Consider the following 17,826-nt stretch of genomic DNA (forward strand, 5'->3'; position numbering starts at 1 on the left):
GAAATAGTACCCCAAAATCAATGAGTAAAAGCGAACTAGAAGAGATTAATGAGCACAAAGAAAGTTGCAGAAAATTTGCTTAAGATCGTTGAACGTGCTGATGAGAAATGTAAGCACATGGGCGTTAAACTGACCACCAAAAGAAAACAAGTTTTAATGGGCCTGGTAAAATCGGAAAAGGCCATATCTGCCTACGAACTTGCAGACTATTATACCCAAGAGTTTGAAGTTGCAATGCCTCCTATGTCTGTCTATCGAATTCTGGATTTTCTACAGCAAGCACAGCTGGTTCACAAACTAAATATCGCAAACAAATACGTCGCCTGCTCTCACATCACCTGTGATCACGCCCATGAAATCCCTCAGTTTCTAATCTGTAGCAAGTGTCAGCAAGTCGAAGAAATTACTATCAAGAAATCGATAATCGAAAATCTTCAATTGAATGTAGAAAAAGCGGGGTTTCGCCTACTCAGTCCGCAACTGGAAATGAATTGCCTGTGCGAACACTGCATGGTAGATGCCGCTTAACAGATAAACGGAAAATATATATTATGAATATTCAAGCCATAGGAGATAAAACGGCCATTGGCCTTTCATTTTTATGCACAGTACATTGCATTGTCTTGCCTATAGTCTTACTAATAGCACCGTCAATTGCGGCATTTTCATTTAACGACAAACAATTCCATCAATATATGTTAGCAGCGGTATTTATTAACAGTATTTTTGCCTTATCGACGGGCTACCGGAAGCACAAACAATCAATTATCTATGCCTGGGGAATCTCCGGGTTAAGTCTGTTGTTATTAGCGTTCGTTTTAGGTCACGACGCGCTGGGTGAGTTTGGCGAAAAAGCATTTACTTTATTAGGCGCTATTGCTGTCGCTTACGGGCATGTAAAAAACCACCGGTTATGCTGCAAACAAGCCTGCAGCTGTTAGAGCATTACCATAAAACTATTCTTGATATATAAGTTAAGCCAGTCCAATGAGCCACATTAATTCCAATATAGAAGCAGTCCCAACTAATATCATCACGGGTTTTTTGGGTGTTGGAAAAACATCCGCGATAATCCATTTACTAAGCAATAAACCCAAGAATGAACGCTGGGCAATATTAGTCAATGAGTTTGGTGAAATTGGTGTTGATGGCAGTTTATTTGAAGGGCAACATTCAAAAGACCAAGGCGTATTTATTCGCGAGGTACCCGGCGGTTGCATGTGCTGTGCATCAGGCTTACCAATGCAAATCGCTTTAAATCAGCTACTCGCTCTCGCCAAACCCGATCGCCTGTTAATTGAACCAACAGGGCTTGGACATCCGAAAGAAGTTTTAGAGGTACTTTCAAGTGACCATTATAAAGATGTACTTTCGTTGCAAAAAACACTCACCCTGGTAGATGCTCGGAAACTTTCGGATAAGCGATATTCGACACATGATACTTTTATCCAGCAAATAGCGCTCGCAGATGTTGTCGTGGGTAATAAGTTGGATCTTTATGAAAATGAAGAAAAAAACAGGTTAACGGATTTCGTCAAACAACATGGCCAATCCCAGGCGAAAGTTACTTTTACCCAACATGGCAAAATAGCGCTATCTCAATTAAAAGGCGCCACCGCTACCCTATTCTCAAAGTCTCACCACCATCATTACAATAATGAAAAAAAGCCAACCATCTCAGAAAGCCCCATTCCAAAATGTGGATTTATTAAGGCCACCAATGAAGGCGACGGTTTTAAGAGTGTTGGCTGGCGATTCTCTCCGGAAAAAATATTTAACCGCCAGAAATTATTGACGTTTCTAACTGGTATCCAGGCGGAAAGAATGAAAGCGGTATTTATCACAAACGCGGGAATATTTGGCTACAACCTTACGGAAGATGCACTCACGGAAGTAGAGTTGGATGACTGTTTCGAAAGTCGTATTGAAATCATATCCGACAGCCTGGATGGTTCGCTAGAAACACAACTCATGGATTGCGTTGCGAACTGAACACCCAAATATTGAATTGTTTATTCTTTCCTCCGGTTTCCTGGACTGGGGAATTTTAGAAGGTTAATTACGTATTTATTATTAGAATCGAGAATAAAAAAACAGTAGCTGATATTTGTAATGACTAATGGCGCGTCTGGAATTAGCTTAAGTGCCAAATTGAAAACGAAGTTAAGCCACAGACAGCATTTGAAAAATCACTTTAAGTTTCTTAGTTTTTTCTATTACTTTTTAATAGAGATCCGTTTAAATCGATAAAATACTGCTATTCTTTAAAAACTAGTAAACATTATATGATTTCATCTTACTCAACGAAATGATATATTGTAGCGCTGTTGTATTAAATAATATTGGGCAGAGTTCTTTGGCCCTCTTTCATTCCTCCGATAGAACATATGGCGACAATAGATTACATCATTAAGCACGCAGAGCAGCATTGCAAAAATAACGGTTCACGTCTCACAGATAAACGAAAGAACGTATTGGCTGGTCTATTACAATCTGAAAAAGCACTTTCTGCCTATGAACTGGCAAATTACTGCGCTAAAGAGCTCGACCAGTCCCTTCCAGCAATGTCTGTCTATCGGATCCTTGATTTTTTACAAGAAGAGCAGTTAGTGCACAAGCTCAACCTGGCCAATAAATATGTTGCTTGCTCCCATATTACCTGTGATCACGCTCATGAAGTTCCCCAGTTCTTGATTTGTAGTGATTGCCAGCGAGTAACAGAGATTGGTATTAACAAAAAAATTATTCAAACCCTTCAGGCGAATGTAGAAGAAGCAGGTTATCACCTTAAAAGCCCTCAGCTAGAAATCAATTGCATTTGCGAAGCGTGTGTGAAAGAAGATTAAAATCTCCCACCACGAGCATAAGTCTGCGAGATTCTCAAAACCATCGACAAGTAAGTTACATTATCGATGGTTTAAAGATGAACCTGTAGAATGGCTACATGGCTCATCTTTCGTCGGGATGCCGCATCACTTGCTGAACAAAAAAATGACCGCGGCAATCTCAAAGAACGAAAGATAAACACGCCCTAGATAGATTATTTAAAATTAGTCGGTGGTTTTGGTGCCTTAATTGATTTACGTGGATTAGCCTCAAGTTCTATTAGTAACTCTTTAACGGCTCTTTCCAGCGATGGATCCTTACCGGCATTGATTAATTCGGGACGATCCAATACCTCAATGTCCGGCGAAACACCGACATTTTCCACAATCCAATTTCCATCTGTGTCCATGGTTCTAAAAGTTGCCGCTAACAATAAACCACCATCAGCTAGTCCTGGATTACCACTGATCCCAATTAAACCGCCCCAGGTTCGCGTGCCAACCAGTTTGCCTAAACCGAGTTTGCGGAAGTAATAAGGTAAGGCGTCACCACCCGAGCTGGAGTAACCATTGATCAGCATGGCTTTTGGTCCATCGTGAGCAATCAGCGGAGTGGCATTGGGTTTTAGCCCACGGAACTTCCAATAGTTTAGCGTCTTACGAGAAAGCAACTCGATCATACGATCGGGAATAAAACCGCCACCGTTATATCGATCATCAATGATTAATGCATCTTTAGTCACTTGCGGTAAAAATCGTTTGAATAATTCGCGGTTGCCATCGGTTGCCGTGTTAGGTAAGTGCAAGTAGCCGATCCTTCCACCCGATAATTTTTCTACCATGGCCGCTCTTTGGTTAACCCAATCCAGATAACGCAGGTTATGTTCGCGAGCAATCGGTTTCACCTGAGCAGTCCAGCTACCTTTAATGCGTGGACGAGAATTTAAAGTTAAAGTAATCGTTCGATTCTGAGTATCCTCCAGCAACTGGTAAATATTGTTTACCTGCTTGGTCGAATGACCGTTAATCGCTAAAATAAAATCACCTTCGCTGACCTTTACACCCGGCTGGGTGAGCGGAGAACGGAACGCATCATGCCAGTTTTCTCCTGCAAAAATTTTATTAATTTTAAAATAACCTGATTTATCATGGGAAAATTCAGCGCCTAACAATCCATGTTTTCTACTATCAACGCGCGGTTGATCACCAGCGTTAACATAAACGTGACCGGCATTGAGTTCGCCTGCAATTTCTCCAAACACATAGTCTAAATCTGTGCGGTGAGTTGCGGCATCTGCCCAAGGTTGGTACTTACTACGTATTTGCAACCAGTCGTTTCCGTGAGTGTTGGGATCATAGAACCAATCTCGTAAAATTCTCCATCCGTCAACATACATTTGTTGCCATTCTATTTTTGGATCAATCTTTAAGGTTAAATTAGTCAAGTTAAGCTTGGTTTTATCAAACTTTTGCTCAGCCTTTGCATCCACAATGGCAAAATCATTCCCCCGTCGTAATAAGAGTTTTTTGCCATCATCAGAAAGCGAATAATCTCTAATATTTTCGGCAACAACTTTAGGTTTTTCATTTTTTTGCAAATCAATAATTTGTAAATCATTCTGACTATTTTGATTGCGCAATACAAAAGCCTGCTTACCATTAGCTTGCAAATTGTTGTAATTGCCGGCGTCACCTGGCAATGCAATAACACGAGAATCAAATCCGGCAAAGTCGATTTCAACTTCGAGCTTTTTTGATTTTTTATCCTTGTCCTCTTCTTTGCTTGCAGCCGTTAAAGATACTTCATCACTTTTATGTGGAAATAAAGCGGGCGCTTTTGCATTTAACTGTGCGGCATAAACACGAGTCGCCTGGTGGTAGAGGTAGTTAAATTCATAACTGCTAAAAGAGAAGTTGTAATCACGATTTGACAGGAAGAAAAGATAGTTTCCATTTGCGTCGAACACAGGTTCTTGATCACTGGTATTCGCTGAAGTTAAACGCTGCGCCTTACCACTTTTCACATTGGCTACCCAGATAGAACCATAACCATTATCTTCCTGCTTGGTATAAGCTACCCACTGACTATCAGGTGACCAGGTATAATCCTCAATATCATTGGTATCTGAACGATCTAGCCTGGTCAGTTTTTTATTTTTGACTGTTAAACTCCAGAGCGTTTGATTCTTATCGCTAAATACCAATTTTTTACTATCTGGTGACCACACAGGGGCAAACCGCCAAATCGAACCGTCAGTCGTTAATCGCTGCTCTTTGCCTTGGCCATTTTGTGCGCGAATGTAGATCTCATATTCGCCACTTTTATCACTTAAGTAAGCAACATTTTTTCCGTCCGGTGACCAACTAACAGAAATCTCCCTGGCATTTGGTGTATTAGAGACGTTGCGAATTTCTCCATTTTTGGCGGGAACGGTAAAAATTTCCCCACGAGCGCCAAACACTGCCCGATTACCATCTTTGGAAATATCCATCGACTCGATTTGAGCGGTGACATTTTTAAACTGCGGCATCAAATGTTCAGCGTTGCCATTAATTTTTATATTCAATTTTTTCGATTGATTAGAAGCAGGATCAAACCGCCATAAAAATCCATTTTGCTCATATACCAGCGCTTCTGGTCCTGCTGAAGCCCACAGTGCATCATGGTCTTTATGTTGGGTCCGCTTCAAGGGGGCAGAACCTTTTTGGTATTCAAATAAGTTCAGTGTATATTCCCTGTCGCTTAAGAAATAAATCTTATCGCCGACCCAAACCGGCTGATTATCGGTTGCTCGGTTTGTAGTGAGTTGTTCACTCGTATTATTTTCTAAATCATAGATCCAGACATCTTGTGCCCGACCACCCCGATAGCGTTTCCAGGTGCGAAATTCTCGATCGATTGGTGTATATAAATATTTTTTACCGTCTGGCGATAGCATACCGCCACCGGTTTCAGGAACTGCAAGTGGCTCTGCTAAACCACCGTCTACAGGTACCAGATAAGGTCGCCCCATGCGGACGCCCCAAGGTAATCGATTGCCACGAACCAAAACATGTTTGTCATCTGCAGACCAATCCATGACACGATAATCATAACCACCACGTGGCGGCATTGGGCCAACATCATTGTAATAAGTAATTTGATTGACACCGCTTCCGTCCAAATTCATCGTATAAACTTGGCGACTACCATTAAACTCCGCCGCAAATGCGATTTTATCCCCTTTGCGCGAAAATTTTGGAAACGTCTCCATTCCTTTATGTGACGTAAGCCTCGTCGATTTGCCACTGTTGATATCAGCGACATAAATATCACCTGAATATACAAACGTCACTTTATCTTTATGGATATCGGCAAACCGCAATAATCTGGTAGAATCGTTACCCAGGGCAGGTGTTGACAGAAAAACCGCGCCAACCAGTGTTGCTAATAGTCCTTTGCTCGGCTTGGAGTATAGTATTTTTTTCATTTTTCTTGCCTGTGATAAATTGAAAGAAAACGCAGATGGGTCTTTATATCGCGAATAAATACTGGATTCTATAGAGCAGAGTCAATTTTACTAATTCGATTGTTAACTAATGTTAATCAAGTTTTTTCGTAACCCCATACTCAAACTCGGTTTAAACCCTTAAAATATAACAATCATTTGTCAGATACACTCAATATCCAGAATCCAGGTTAAATGTTAATTTTCGCTTTGCTGTATGCTTTTAAAGATGGAATTATAGCAATCACTATCGAGGCAGCAATAATACCCAGCGCATAGTAGGCAGCACTTTCAGATAGGATATTACTGCTTACAGGCAAACCGAATCGCGAAATCAAAAAATCTTGTGCGACGGCCAAGCTAATCGCCAAAATTCCAGCTCCCAGTATCAAGCTAACGATCGTTATCATTAACGTTTCTATCTGGATAAGAAAAAACAAAAAGACCGATGGCGCACCAACGACTCTGAGCAATCTAATTTCTGCCTCTCGATAACGAATAGAAGATAACAGCATTGCACTTAACCCCAGCAACGCAGCAACAAACACTAATATTGCCACCAGAAGCAGTGTGTTTTCTAAAATGTTCATCATTTGCCAAAGTTCGGACAATGCAACACCTGGCAGTATTGCCAGCAAAGGTTCTCTCACTGATTGGTTAATCTCACGTTGTACGTGAAATGTAGCCATCCTCGATTTTAATCCTAACATCAAAGCGGTGACACTTTTGGGTTTGAGCTCGAGCTGCTCAATTTGCTCCTCGGTCATTTTGTTTCCCGGCATTTTTACACCTTGCCGCCAATTAATGTGTATCGCTTCAATCCCTTCCAGGCTCACATGCAAGGTTTGATCAACCGGCGTTCCTGTTGGCTCTAAAATACCAGTTACGGTGAATGGCCGGTCATCGTGAAGGCTGAAGCTCGTACTCGCTAATCCATGGGATAAAATAATTGCGTCGCCTGTTGAATAACCCAGCTCTTTGGCGACGTCCGATCCAAGTACCACGTCAAATACCTGGTTAAATGCGCTACCTTGATCAAACTTTAATTTGTGCTGGTTCCCGTAGCTGAAATACTCAAAATATGGCTTGGTTGTTCCCATTACCCGATAACCTTTATGTGAATCACCAAGCGTTATAGGAATAGCCCATTTCACCTGCGGGTTGTTAGCAATTTGCTTAAAAGATTCCCAGGCAATGTTATTGGTAGGTGAACCGATACGAAAAACCGAATACAGTAATAAATTAAGACTCCCTGTTCTCGCCCCCACAATAAGGTCGACCCCGGAGACCGTCTTAGCAAAGTTTTCCTTAGCCTGATAACGAATGTGTTCTACCGCCAACAATACAAAAACACTAATTGTCATTGCCATTAATGTGAGAACGACTGAGCCTTTACGATTGAGTAGACTTTTTAATGCGAGCTTTATGAACATCCGCGCGCTCCGCTCAAACAGCTAATATCAGACAAAGCATCAATTCGGTTAAAATAGCGAGACAAAGACTTATCATGACTGACAAAAACTAAAGTAATCTTGTTTTCAGCAACTAACGACACTAAAACAGACATAAAATTGTCGCGGTTATCCTGATCAAGTGATGATGTCGGTTCGTCAGCTATCAATAATTCAGGTTTATTGATCAATGCACGGGCAATTGCTACGCGTTGTTGCTGCCCTGTGCTCAGCTTAGCAATCTGTTTGGACCAATCATCAGGGGAGATGTTTAATTTTGTGAGAAGTTTTTCTACATCAGCTGATTTAACTCTCGCCTTTTTATGCGCAGAAAAATAAGTGGCTAGCAGAATATTTTCTACCGAACTTAAATAAGGGATCAGATTAAGCTGTTGAAATACGTAACCAATATGATTGGCTCGAAAACGATCCAGCTGGCGCTGGCTCATTTTATCCAGACGCTTACCCAGTATTGATACTTCCCCTTGGCCCCCTTGCCCCTCTTGACTAGGTACCAACATTCCACTGAGTAAATTTAATAATGTGGATTTTCCTCCACCCGACGGCCCATGGACAAAAACCTGCTCTTGAGGTGCCACTGTCCAGCATGGGATATTAAGAACTGGCCTATGGGGCGCATCAGGATAGGTGAAATAGACATTTTTAAGGCTAATAGACATGAATTTTCCGACGGAATACTGAAAATAACAGATTGCTAATTGAGAAAGATATAATGTATCATTTTTTGCAATAGAATTTAAAATCTTTATCCCCTATGAAATCACTAAAGATGGGCAATATTCGGCAGTTAATTTTCGTGTCGCTAATAACTCTTTTGTTAGGCGCCTGCGATGAAATAGAGCAATCCGAGCAAACACCAAGTAAACAAGATGTCATAAACACAAAGTCCAATGGGAAAAACACAGCGAATGCCAACCAGACTGACTCCGATACTGCTCGCCTTACACCGGGAGAAAAGTTACCTAAAACATCGTTTAAAACTATTGAGTGGACCGATCTAATGCCTAAAGATGACCTGGATGCATTGTTAAACCCGCCAGATTACCTCTCAGAAATTGAAGACGGCTCTATCGAAGATCAGATCACTAGTCAGGTTCAAAGTACTATTGCTGCGGCAAATGATGACCGCTACCAGCAAGCGCTGGTATCAACACGGGTGGTTTCAGAAATGAACGACCAGGCGATCAGGATCCCCGGTTTTGTTGTACCAGTGGAATTTGATGACGAACAAATCATTACCCAGTTTTTCTTAGTACCATTTTTCGGTGCTTGTATCCATATGCCACCGCCACCACCAAATCAAATAATATTTGTTGAATACCCAAAAGGTCTCCAACTAGAATCTTTATATGATCCGTTTTGGATTTCAGGTATTTTACAAACTTCGCTTGTCGAAAATGAAATAGCCAAAGCTACCTATTCTTTAAATCTACAATATTTTGAAAAATACTATGAATAGAAAATAAGAGTACCTGAGCTTAAACTTCGACTAAATCATATGAAATATTCAAGAAATGATATTAAATAAAATCAATAACTACTTACTGCCTGTATCTGTACCTTCACTAATAGCTGTATTATTTTTCTGCTTTTTTAGTACACAGGCTTTAGCGCATCCTGAAGATGAGTTTTGCAATGATGTAAAAATGGATCCGCAATTATGCGCTCAATTAGCTGAACTTGACCGACCCGCAAAAACAGATGGAAACTTTGACCTACCGGAAATTAAACTGGATCGTTCGCCGTTTGAAACAGCCTTACTCTACACAAAACTCGGGGTAGAACATATTTTACCCATGGGGCTTGACCACCTGGCTTTTGTGTTGGCTCTACTACTGTCTTCAACTGCATTTAGACCACTACTGATTCAAATATCATTGTTTACATTGGCCCATAGCGTCACCCTGATTTTGGGTGTGCTAGGTATTCTCGTGTTAGAAGGGACCTGGGTAGAAGTGGCAATTGCATTTTCTATCGTGTTTGTCGCCATAGAGAATATATTTCTTAAATCGCTGACCTATTGGCGACCACTCATTGTATTTTGCTTTGGGTTACTTCATGGCTTAGGATTCGCCGGCGCACTGAGTGAACTGGGGGTACCCGAAGATCATTTTGTCAGTGCGCTATTAGGCTTTAATTTAGGCGTGGAAATCGGCCAATTGAGTTTTGCTCTGATTGTTTTTTTAATGCTGTATAAATCTATCAAGAAAGATTGGTACAAACACTTCGTTGTGATTCCAGGAAGCTTGATGATTGCATGTTTAGGCAGTTATTGGGTGATAGAAAGGATAATCTAGTCTTTTGATAAATTTCTAGTTACTGTTTTTTCTATAGAAAAACGAAGCACCTGTTACCAGATGCTTCGCTTGATCCTTTTTAGTCTGTGTTTAATTCAGGTTTAATTCGGTTTTAATTTAATCCAACCCTCGAATTTTCAGTAAAGGTTTAATCGTTGGATCTTTTAAGCGGAATTTCCGATATAACTCATCGGCAGGTTCACGGCCACCCGCTTGATAAACATTTTGCGCTAATCGCAATGCAAGTGTCTTATCGTAGATATTTCCAGATTCACGAAACGCAGTAAACCCGTCGGCATCTAAAATTTCAGACCACAAGTACGCATAGTAACCGGCTGAATAACCAGAAGGCGAAGAAAATATGTGCGCGAAATAATTACTACGATAACGTGGCCCGATTTCCTTTAATAAACCATAATCACTTAGAGTTTTCGTTTCAAATACTTCAGCGTCGCTTATTTTGCTTAACTCTTCCTCACTCAATCGATGCCAAGCTAAATCGAGTAACGACGCAGCAATAAACTCTGTTGTTTTGAACCCTTGATTATGAGTACTTGCAGCTTGTAACTTCGCCAAAAGTTCAGCCGGAATAACTTCACCAGTTTGATAGTGTTTAGCATATATTGGCAATACTTCCGGCGCAGATGCATAGTGCTCTAAAAATTGCGCGGGAAACTCGGTAAAGTCTCTTGGACTACCACTGGTTCCTGCATATCTTTCGTAGCGTGCTAAAGTCATTAATCCATGAAGGCCATGACCAAACTCATGAAACAGAGTATTTACTTGATCGAAACTCAATAATGTAGGGTCGCCCTCTGCCGGCGGAGTAATATTCAGGTTATTGGTGATAATCGGACGCACAACTTTATCGTCTACTGAAGAGGCCTGCCTAAATGAACTCATCCATGCACCGCCTCGCTTTGAATCACGGCTGTAGAAATCAGCCATAAAAACGCCCAGGTGTTCACCATTTTCATCCTTCACATCATAGACACGAACTTTAGAATGCCATTTAGGTGTATCTTTTAGTTCAGTGAAGGTAAGTCCGAACAATTTGCCAGCAACATGGAATGCACCGTTGATTACATTGGATAACTCAAAGTAAGGCTTCACCTGAGATTCGTCAAAAGCATATTTTTTCGCGCGCAGCTTTTCTGCATAGTGCCACCAATCGTGACCAGCCAATTCGAAGCGCTTTCCTTCTTCATTGATGATTGTCTGCATTTCAGCCTTTTCTTGCTCAGCGCGTGCCAGACCAGGCTTCCAGACTTTTAACAGAAAATCTTCTGCATTTTTCGGCGTTTTTGCCATTCGGGTTTCTAGCTGATAATGAGCATGACTGTCATAACCGAGTAGCTTCGCTCGTTCCGCACGTAATTTAGCAATCTTAAGTATAAGTTCACGGTTATCTGCTTCATTACCATTTGCGCCCCTCGCTCGGTAACCATCGAACATCACTTTTCTAAGTTCTCTGTTTTCCGAGTAAGTCATAAACCCTTCATAGGTTGCCCGATCCAGACCAAAAACCCAGGCGCCTTTTTTGCCTTTACTTTCCGCTTTACTTTTAGCTGCGTTAATCATTCCATCAGATAATCCAGCAAGCTTTTTTTCGTCGGTTACTACCAATTCAAAGTTTTTAGTTTCAGCGAGAAGGTTTTGCGCGAAATTAGTGGTAACTTTGGAAATCTCGGCGTTAATTTCTTTTAGTCTTGCTTTGGACTTTTCGTCAAGGGATGCCCCTGAACGAATAAACCCCAGGTGTGTTAACTCAAGCAAGCGAGCATCCTGTTGATCGAGATTTAAACTATTTCGCTTATTGTAAACCGCCGCAACTCTTTCGAATAATTTTTGATTAAGCGTAATCGCATCTTGCTCACGAGTAAGCTTCGGGTATATTTCTACTTGCAAAGCTCTGAGTTTGTCATTGGTATCAGTTCCAGTAATATTCGAAAAAACACGAATAATTCGTGTCATCTCACTTCCCGCCGTCTCGAGCGCAACAATTGTGTTCTCGAATGTTGGCTCTTCTGGATTATTAGTGATGGCATCGATTTCATTTCTCATCGATTTTACCGCCTGATTAAAAGCCGGCATATAGTCACTATCGCTAATACGCTCAAAGGGTGGAATTTTGTATGGCGTTTCCCACTTTACAAGAAGTGAATTAGCTGCAGAACCTTTACCTTGAATGTCTTCCACTTTGTTAGTTGTAGATTTATCAATTGCAGTTTTATTAGTTGAATCGTCTTGTTGTGAACAAGCAGAAATTGCTAGCGCAATAGCTACACCAAGTATATGTTTTCTATTCATAGAAACCCCCTTTTAATTATATTGAAAGTTCAAAAGTGCAGCTTCCTTTCTGCGATGACAGTCCAGCTCAATCTTCACTTCCCAAAGAAAGCTAAATATTAATATAAGACCGTTAAATGTATGGTTTATCAATCAAAATTATCCAATAAGGTAAACCAAATAATGCCAATTCCAAAGCTCAATCACAAAGTTATTTAAAATACATATCGCATTTGTAACCTGAAAGAACGAGGTTCGATCGGATGAAAATGATTACTCTCTATACCTTCGGCGGCTTCCCCTTGCAAACGAGATGCATAATAGTAGTCGATATCATGATCATTACTATCGAACAGGTTAAGTATCTTCAGGTCAATTTGCCAAGGCTCCAAGTTGTAAGTTACGGCAAAATTAATGACAGTAAAGTCGTCAGATTTCTGCGCTGCAAAACTATCTAACGGCCGCTCACCAAAGTATCGTGCGCGCAAACTGGTTCTCCAGTCATCTGAAGGGATCCAGTTCAATCCAACGCTGGCAACAAAAGGGAGAGCCCCCTCAATTCGGTCGCCTTCACCATCTGCAGCCTCTCGAAAACGCGCATGCGACCAAGCTAATTCGAGATCGCTGCTAAAAGACTCATCAATCCAGTAGTAGCCTGCAAACTCGACCCCTTGTCGTCGCGAAGCTCGCCCTGGCTCAGTATTGCCGGCATCACCGACAAACAATAATTCCGATTCTAACTCCAGATACCATAGACTGAGGGACAAGTTGTAATTATCTTGTTCACTAAAATGCAGTCCAACTTCAGCCCCTTCGCCGCGGACCATCAAATCGACGGATTCAACGCCTTCTCCTGAAACAGGATCAACCGAGATAGTCGCTCCTCTGGCGTCATTCGAGTGAAACGACTGGCCGGCATTAAAGTAACCATACAAGTCGTCGCGCAACCGATACTTTAATCCAAACTTAACACTCAACAAGCCATCATCGGCAACCCCACTATTGAGTGGATTATCGCTGACTACATCGACATACAGATAATCATACCTGATACCGAGATTAGTCGTAAGGCGTTCAGTTAAGTCTATATCTCCCTCCCAAAATAAACCTAGCGAATATTGATTTATCGAATCTTGACGAGTCGTAATAATACGTTGCCTTTGCACTGTTTTATACAAACCGACCTTTTCAATGTCATCATAACGATATTGTAATCCGAGAGTATGATGAATATGATTGTCGCTTACATTGGTCGTAAACTTCTTAATCAGTTCTCCTCCAATAATTCTACGATCATCGACTTGCTCAAATTCATCGCCGTTAACGGGATCGTCGAGAAAATAAGTGAAATTGGAAAAAAGATCTAATTGCGAATCGATAACATAGGCCCCGACAATCCAGTTGCCATTGTTATAATTTGCTAAAAGACTGTAGCGACTAGATTCGCCGCCAACATCGGTATCTATTGAACCGAGACTTTCGATTAATTGGCTTGAGACAACTCGCTCCGGGATCTGATCAGCTGAATTCCAACTATTCTCGTATCCGAGGAAAACTAAAGAAAATTGGCTGCTTGCTGTATCGCTGACGTACTTGAGTAGCGCGTTATTTTTTTTCACATTTTCGTTAATATCGATCCAGGGACCATCATAGCGGTGGTTTTCAAAACCCATCAATAAACGATTATCTTGAATTGCAATTTCGTGAGCAAACACACTTTAGATTCTCAATTAACTTTACAAACTTTATTATTCCCAAATAATCATCTTAAACAAACAGTCTAATTAAACCGATTTTCGTGCTTGTATAAACCAGCTAATTACTTTTTGATAATGCTGCTGGCCATAAAGCCGAAGAAACTGTTGAGTGTAATGTTCATTAGTATTCTGCAATGATTCAATTCGCTTCTCTATAAAATCATGGGTCAACTCAAGACCACACTCGACAGTAATACAGTGGCGCCACTCTTCGTAGCTATTAGGTATAAATGATTTTTCCATTTTTTACTCTTGGCAACTTACTCTTCAATATTTTCAAAATTCATTTCGTTATTGTGGACATTGACAATTTTCTTTATGCGAACACAAACGGTAGTTTCTAAAGTGTCCGTAAGTAATAATTGCGGCGCCTATTACAGTTAGTGACTTTTCCCCAGCTTCTGTCAGAACTGACTCACCTAAAGCAACCGCCAAAACTAAACAAGCTAAACCAACTAGCCCAAACGCAAGAAGGTAATAATGTTTGTGCTGTTTACACCCTACAGTTAATGCATAAGTACTTGTCGGTAAAACAGCTACCACCATCCATAAATGAAAAGCCTCATTGTCCAATTGCAGTGCAGCAACGCTTGGCAAAAGCACAAGAATCAACGGAAAAGCAAGGCAATGAACTGCGCAAAGCAAAGAAAGTCCTATCGCTGACTTATCAGTTAATGTTTGTATATTTTTCATCAGAATTAATTTCCTAAGGTTCGTTTGCGATACAGCTCTCGCAAATACAATTCATTTCTAGTTGCGAACTAACCAGGCGGAAGCCTGCATCCTCGACATTTTTCTGAAATTCTAAAATAGTCGACTGATTGATATTGACTTCGCTAACTTTTTGGCATTTCTTGCAAATCAAGAACTGAGAAACAGCATGAACGTGGCCATTGTCAATGCACGAACACGCAACGTATTTATTGGTGAGATTTAATTTGTGGACTAAATCCTTACCCTGAAGAAAATCCAATATCCGATATGCCGACATTGCCGGCAACGTATCACCAAATTCTTTTTTGTAAACATCAATTAACTCGTAAGCTGACAAAGCTTTCCTGGACAACAACAGCACAGTTAAAACTTGCTTTCTTTTTTGAGTCAACCGTACGCCAAGGGACGTGCAATGTTGCTCTGCGTGATCAAGAACTTTATCAACTTTGGCCATAATACTTATTTCAACGGAATAGTATTTTTTCGGGAACTCAGCAACGCAGCCCCCTGGCCGAGGTCAGTTACCCACATCGCATTAACTTTTTCGATTCTCGGAAAAAACTTAAACAACCTCACAGAGACAACTTCTAAATTCTCCTCACTGTCACAGTTAAAGAAATAACTTGCAGATATTTCACTATGACTAATCTCGCTATGACTAACCTCATTATGGCCTTTTAAATGATTTTCTCGGATTTCATGATGGGCACCGTGATGGTGATGAACTTCGCTGTCAATAAAATGAGATAATTCAACTTTTGACTTCTTGGGTTTGCAATTTACTCCTTCAATTGAGAATAAAAGCTCAGGTGAATTCAACAATTTTTCAGCTCTTTTAACCGCTTGTTTCTCAGACGATTGGCGAGCTTTATGTTCAAAACCAAGTAAGCTTTCAGCAGGTGACTCGATTTTTATTGCTAACGTTTTTTTTTCTAATACCAAAGTCAATGTAACCAATCCATGAACATGTGATTTTTGGTTTCCGGCGATTACGTCAGCTGTAACAAAACCGAAACAACAAATCCATATTAAAAAAAATGACTTGCTCATCGGATATTCCTGATCGAGTTCACAGTAAATATCAACCAGCAAAATCAAGAGTTAAAAGTAAACGACTTTCGCCGCCAGATAAACTCGGAGAGCGATGGACTAAACCAGCATTTTCATTTCCTTGCCAGCTTTCTCCTTTCAACAATGCAACATCTCCACTGTTAAGTTTTTTGAGCTTTCGTTTGTTCTCACCAGACAGATTATCAACTAACTCGTCAGCTCTTCGACCTAGCTTTTTACGGTCAACTAGATGATGAGGTAGCCATTCGGTTGCTTCTCCTTGATAAGTACAAATCAAACGGCAAGGCACTCTATCCACGTGAAACTTCGGGCACATGGCTTTATTGAGAACAACTAACCGTAAACCAGCGCGCTTTAAATCAAATAAGCAACAGAATATATCAACAAGTTCGGCAATATTTTCGCTCAATCCAGAATAGCTTACTTTTCCGAGAGAGCTACTTAGACTGGAATAAGCGCTTTGAGGGGTGACTGTCATAGCCTTTTGAAATTCAGGATTAGCATTAAGAAAATCACTAACAGCTAGCTTAATATCATCAGATAACTCCCGCTGCCAGACAGCAATATTGATCTCTTCCTGATATATGTCAGTTAAGACATCAATTTCTTTACTTTGAATTGATCTTCGATGAACATCATTTGGGGCAAAAAAGGGATCATTACCAGGACGAGATTTTAAAATTTCGCTAATCATGTTCTATCCTCCCATGCAGGAAAAGGATCGCGGAGAGTTGTCCAATAATCTTTTCCTCGCAATACTTCTTCTTCACTTAATAAGCAATAGTCAAGCGCTCGTGTGAATTTGGATTCTTCAAGACCCTGGCCGATAAATACCAATTCCTGACGCATATCGCCAAAGGGCTCTTCCCATTGTTTTTTAATCGATGCCAGGTAATCTTCATCGGTTGGCCATCTGTCTTTAGGAACGGCCTTCCAAAACAACCCTGCAAACCCGTAGTGTGCAACACCTCCCGCCTGGCTCCATTGACCTGCAAATTCAGGACGAGAAGCTAACCAGAAGAAGCCTTTTGAGCGGATTAAATTGCCATACTTCTTAACGCCATGAAGAAACTGGTAGAATTTTTCGGGATGGAAAGGGCGACGAGCAACGTAGCTAAAGCTACTGATACCATACTCTTCTGTTTCAGGAATATGTTCTCCACGCATCTCTTTCAGCCAACCAGGAGCCTGTTGGGCATGTTCAAAATTAAAAAGCCCGGTATTAAGAATGGCACCTAGTTCAATTTGACCGTGAGTAATAGGGTAAACTTGAGCGTGGGTATTCAGCGTTGTTAAAATTGCTGTTAGCCGCTCTATTTCGCCAGCTTCGACTAAATCGGTCTTACTGATTAAAATAACATCAGCAAACTCAACTTGATCGATAAGGAGATCTGCAACACTTCGCTCATCGTCTTCTCCCAGAGACTCACCTGTTTCCTTTAAGTACTTTGCTTCGTCGTAATCTTTCAGGAAATTCACCGCGTCGACCACGGTAACCATGGTATCCAAATCAGCCACATCAGATAGCGAAACGCCATTTTCATCAGCGAAAGTAAATGTTTCGGCCACTGGCATAGGCTCAGAAATACCAGTGGATTCAATAACCAGGTATTCGAATCTTCCTTCTTTTGCTAGTTTGTTAACCTCTTCCAGCAAATCTTCGCGCAAAGTACAGCAAATACAGCCATTGCTCATTTCTACCAATTTTTCTTCACTTCGATTCAAAGAAACTTCATTTTGGACAATAGAAGAGTCAATATTGATCTCACTCATATCGTTAACAATAACCGCCACTTTTTTACCTTGGCGATTATTCAAAATGTGGCTCAGAACTGTTGTTTTACCTGCCCCGAGAAACCCAGATAACACAGTGACGGGTAGTTTGTTTATTCCATTCATAGTATCTCTATGTT

General features: G+C 40.9%; 17 protein-coding genes. 6 read left to right on the forward strand and 11 right to left on the reverse strand.

Annotated elements, in window-relative coordinates; translation table 11 throughout:
- Positions 1–48: 48 nt before the first annotated feature.
- From FLL46_RS08560 to FLL46_RS08575, 4 genes are all read left to right on the forward strand, one after another.
- Positions 49–528: a Fur family transcriptional regulator gene (locus FLL46_RS08560; protein WP_142893069.1), complete on the forward strand. Its 480-nt coding sequence runs from the start codon at positions 49–51 to the stop codon at positions 526–528.
- 23 nt (positions 529–551) lie between these two features.
- On the forward strand, positions 552–941 hold the full coding sequence (locus FLL46_RS08565) for a MerC domain-containing protein (protein WP_142893070.1): 390 nt from the start codon (positions 552–554) through the stop codon (positions 939–941).
- 46 nt (positions 942–987) lie between these two features.
- The gene (locus FLL46_RS08570; RefSeq protein ID WP_142893071.1) at positions 988–1,992 is read left to right on the forward strand and encodes a CobW family GTP-binding protein; all 1,005 of its coding nucleotides are present in this window, start codon (positions 988–990) and stop codon (positions 1,990–1,992) included.
- A 395-nt stretch (positions 1,993–2,387) separates the two neighbouring features.
- Positions 2,388–2,846, forward strand: coding sequence for a Fur family transcriptional regulator (locus FLL46_RS08575; RefSeq protein WP_142893072.1), 459 nt, complete (start codon positions 2,388–2,390; stop codon positions 2,844–2,846).
- Positions 2,847–3,040: 194 nt separating this feature from the next.
- Here the strand turns inward: FLL46_RS08575 and FLL46_RS08580 are convergent, their stop codons facing one another.
- The 3 genes from FLL46_RS08580 to FLL46_RS08590 all read right to left on the reverse strand — a co-directional run bounded on the left by FLL46_RS08580 (position 3,041) and on the right by FLL46_RS08590 (position 8,444).
- The gene (locus tag FLL46_RS08580; RefSeq protein ID WP_142893073.1) at positions 3,041–6,295 is read right to left on the reverse strand and encodes a S41 family peptidase; all 3,255 of its coding nucleotides are present in this window, start codon (positions 6,293–6,295) and stop codon (positions 3,041–3,043) included.
- Between the two features lie 209 nt (positions 6,296–6,504).
- On the reverse strand, positions 6,505–7,746 hold the full coding sequence (locus FLL46_RS08585; protein WP_142893074.1) for an ABC transporter permease: 1,242 nt from the start codon (positions 7,744–7,746) through the stop codon (positions 6,505–6,507).
- Positions 7,737–8,444, reverse strand: a complete 708-nt coding sequence (locus tag FLL46_RS08590; protein WP_142893075.1) for an ABC transporter ATP-binding protein — start codon at positions 8,442–8,444, stop codon at positions 7,737–7,739. Before FLL46_RS08590 ends, FLL46_RS08585 begins: the two co-directional genes overlap by 10 nt.
- A 137-nt stretch (positions 8,445–8,581) precedes the next feature.
- On the opposite strand from FLL46_RS08590, the gene FLL46_RS08595 reads away from it, so the two are divergent.
- Positions 8,582–9,244, forward strand: a complete 663-nt coding sequence (locus FLL46_RS08595; protein ID WP_210418634.1) for a DUF3299 domain-containing protein — start codon at positions 8,582–8,584, stop codon at positions 9,242–9,244.
- Positions 9,245–9,299: 55 nt separating this feature from the next.
- Positions 9,300–10,082 (forward strand): HupE/UreJ family protein, encoded by a 783-nt coding sequence (locus FLL46_RS08600; protein ID WP_142893076.1) that lies wholly within the window; start codon positions 9,300–9,302, stop codon positions 10,080–10,082.
- Between the two features lie 117 nt (positions 10,083–10,199).
- On the opposite strand, the gene FLL46_RS08605 is transcribed toward FLL46_RS08600, so the two are convergent.
- The 8 genes from FLL46_RS08605 to zigA form a co-directional block, all read right to left on the reverse strand.
- A complete protein-coding gene (locus tag FLL46_RS08605; RefSeq protein ID WP_142893077.1) occupies positions 10,200–12,392 on the reverse strand; it encodes a M3 family metallopeptidase in 2,193 nt (730 codons plus the stop codon).
- 194 nt (positions 12,393–12,586) lie between these two features.
- The gene (locus tag FLL46_RS08610) at positions 12,587–14,086 is read right to left on the reverse strand and encodes a TonB-dependent receptor (protein WP_142893078.1); all 1,500 of its coding nucleotides are present in this window, start codon (positions 14,084–14,086) and stop codon (positions 12,587–12,589) included.
- Positions 14,087–14,155: 69 nt separating this feature from the next.
- A complete protein-coding gene (locus FLL46_RS08615; RefSeq protein WP_142893079.1) occupies positions 14,156–14,371 on the reverse strand; it encodes a hypothetical protein in 216 nt (71 codons plus the stop codon).
- 48 nt (positions 14,372–14,419) lie between these two features.
- Positions 14,420–14,821, reverse strand: coding sequence for a MerC domain-containing protein (locus FLL46_RS08620; RefSeq protein WP_142893080.1), 402 nt, complete (start codon positions 14,819–14,821; stop codon positions 14,420–14,422).
- A gap of 13 nt (positions 14,822–14,834) precedes the next feature.
- Complete coding sequence (locus FLL46_RS08625; protein ID WP_142893081.1) at positions 14,835–15,296, reverse strand: Fur family transcriptional regulator; 462 nt, start codon at positions 15,294–15,296, stop codon at positions 14,835–14,837.
- A 5-nt stretch (positions 15,297–15,301) separates the two neighbouring features.
- Complete coding sequence (locus FLL46_RS08630) at positions 15,302–15,892, reverse strand: DUF2796 domain-containing protein (RefSeq protein WP_142893082.1); 591 nt, start codon at positions 15,890–15,892, stop codon at positions 15,302–15,304.
- A 31-nt stretch (positions 15,893–15,923) separates the two neighbouring features.
- Positions 15,924–16,607 (reverse strand): DUF1826 domain-containing protein, encoded by a 684-nt coding sequence (locus FLL46_RS08635; protein ID WP_142893083.1) that lies wholly within the window; start codon positions 16,605–16,607, stop codon positions 15,924–15,926.
- Positions 16,604–17,812 (reverse strand): zinc metallochaperone GTPase ZigA, encoded by a 1,209-nt coding sequence (zigA, locus tag FLL46_RS08640; protein ID WP_142893084.1) that lies wholly within the window; start codon positions 17,810–17,812, stop codon positions 16,604–16,606. The genes FLL46_RS08635 and zigA overlap by 4 nt, the downstream gene beginning before the upstream one ends.
- Positions 17,813–17,826: the final 14 nt, after the last annotated feature.

This window comes from Aliikangiella coralliicola, from assembly GCF_007004725.1.
Classification (GTDB): domain Bacteria; phylum Pseudomonadota; class Gammaproteobacteria; order Enterobacterales; family Kangiellaceae; genus Aliikangiella; species Aliikangiella coralliicola.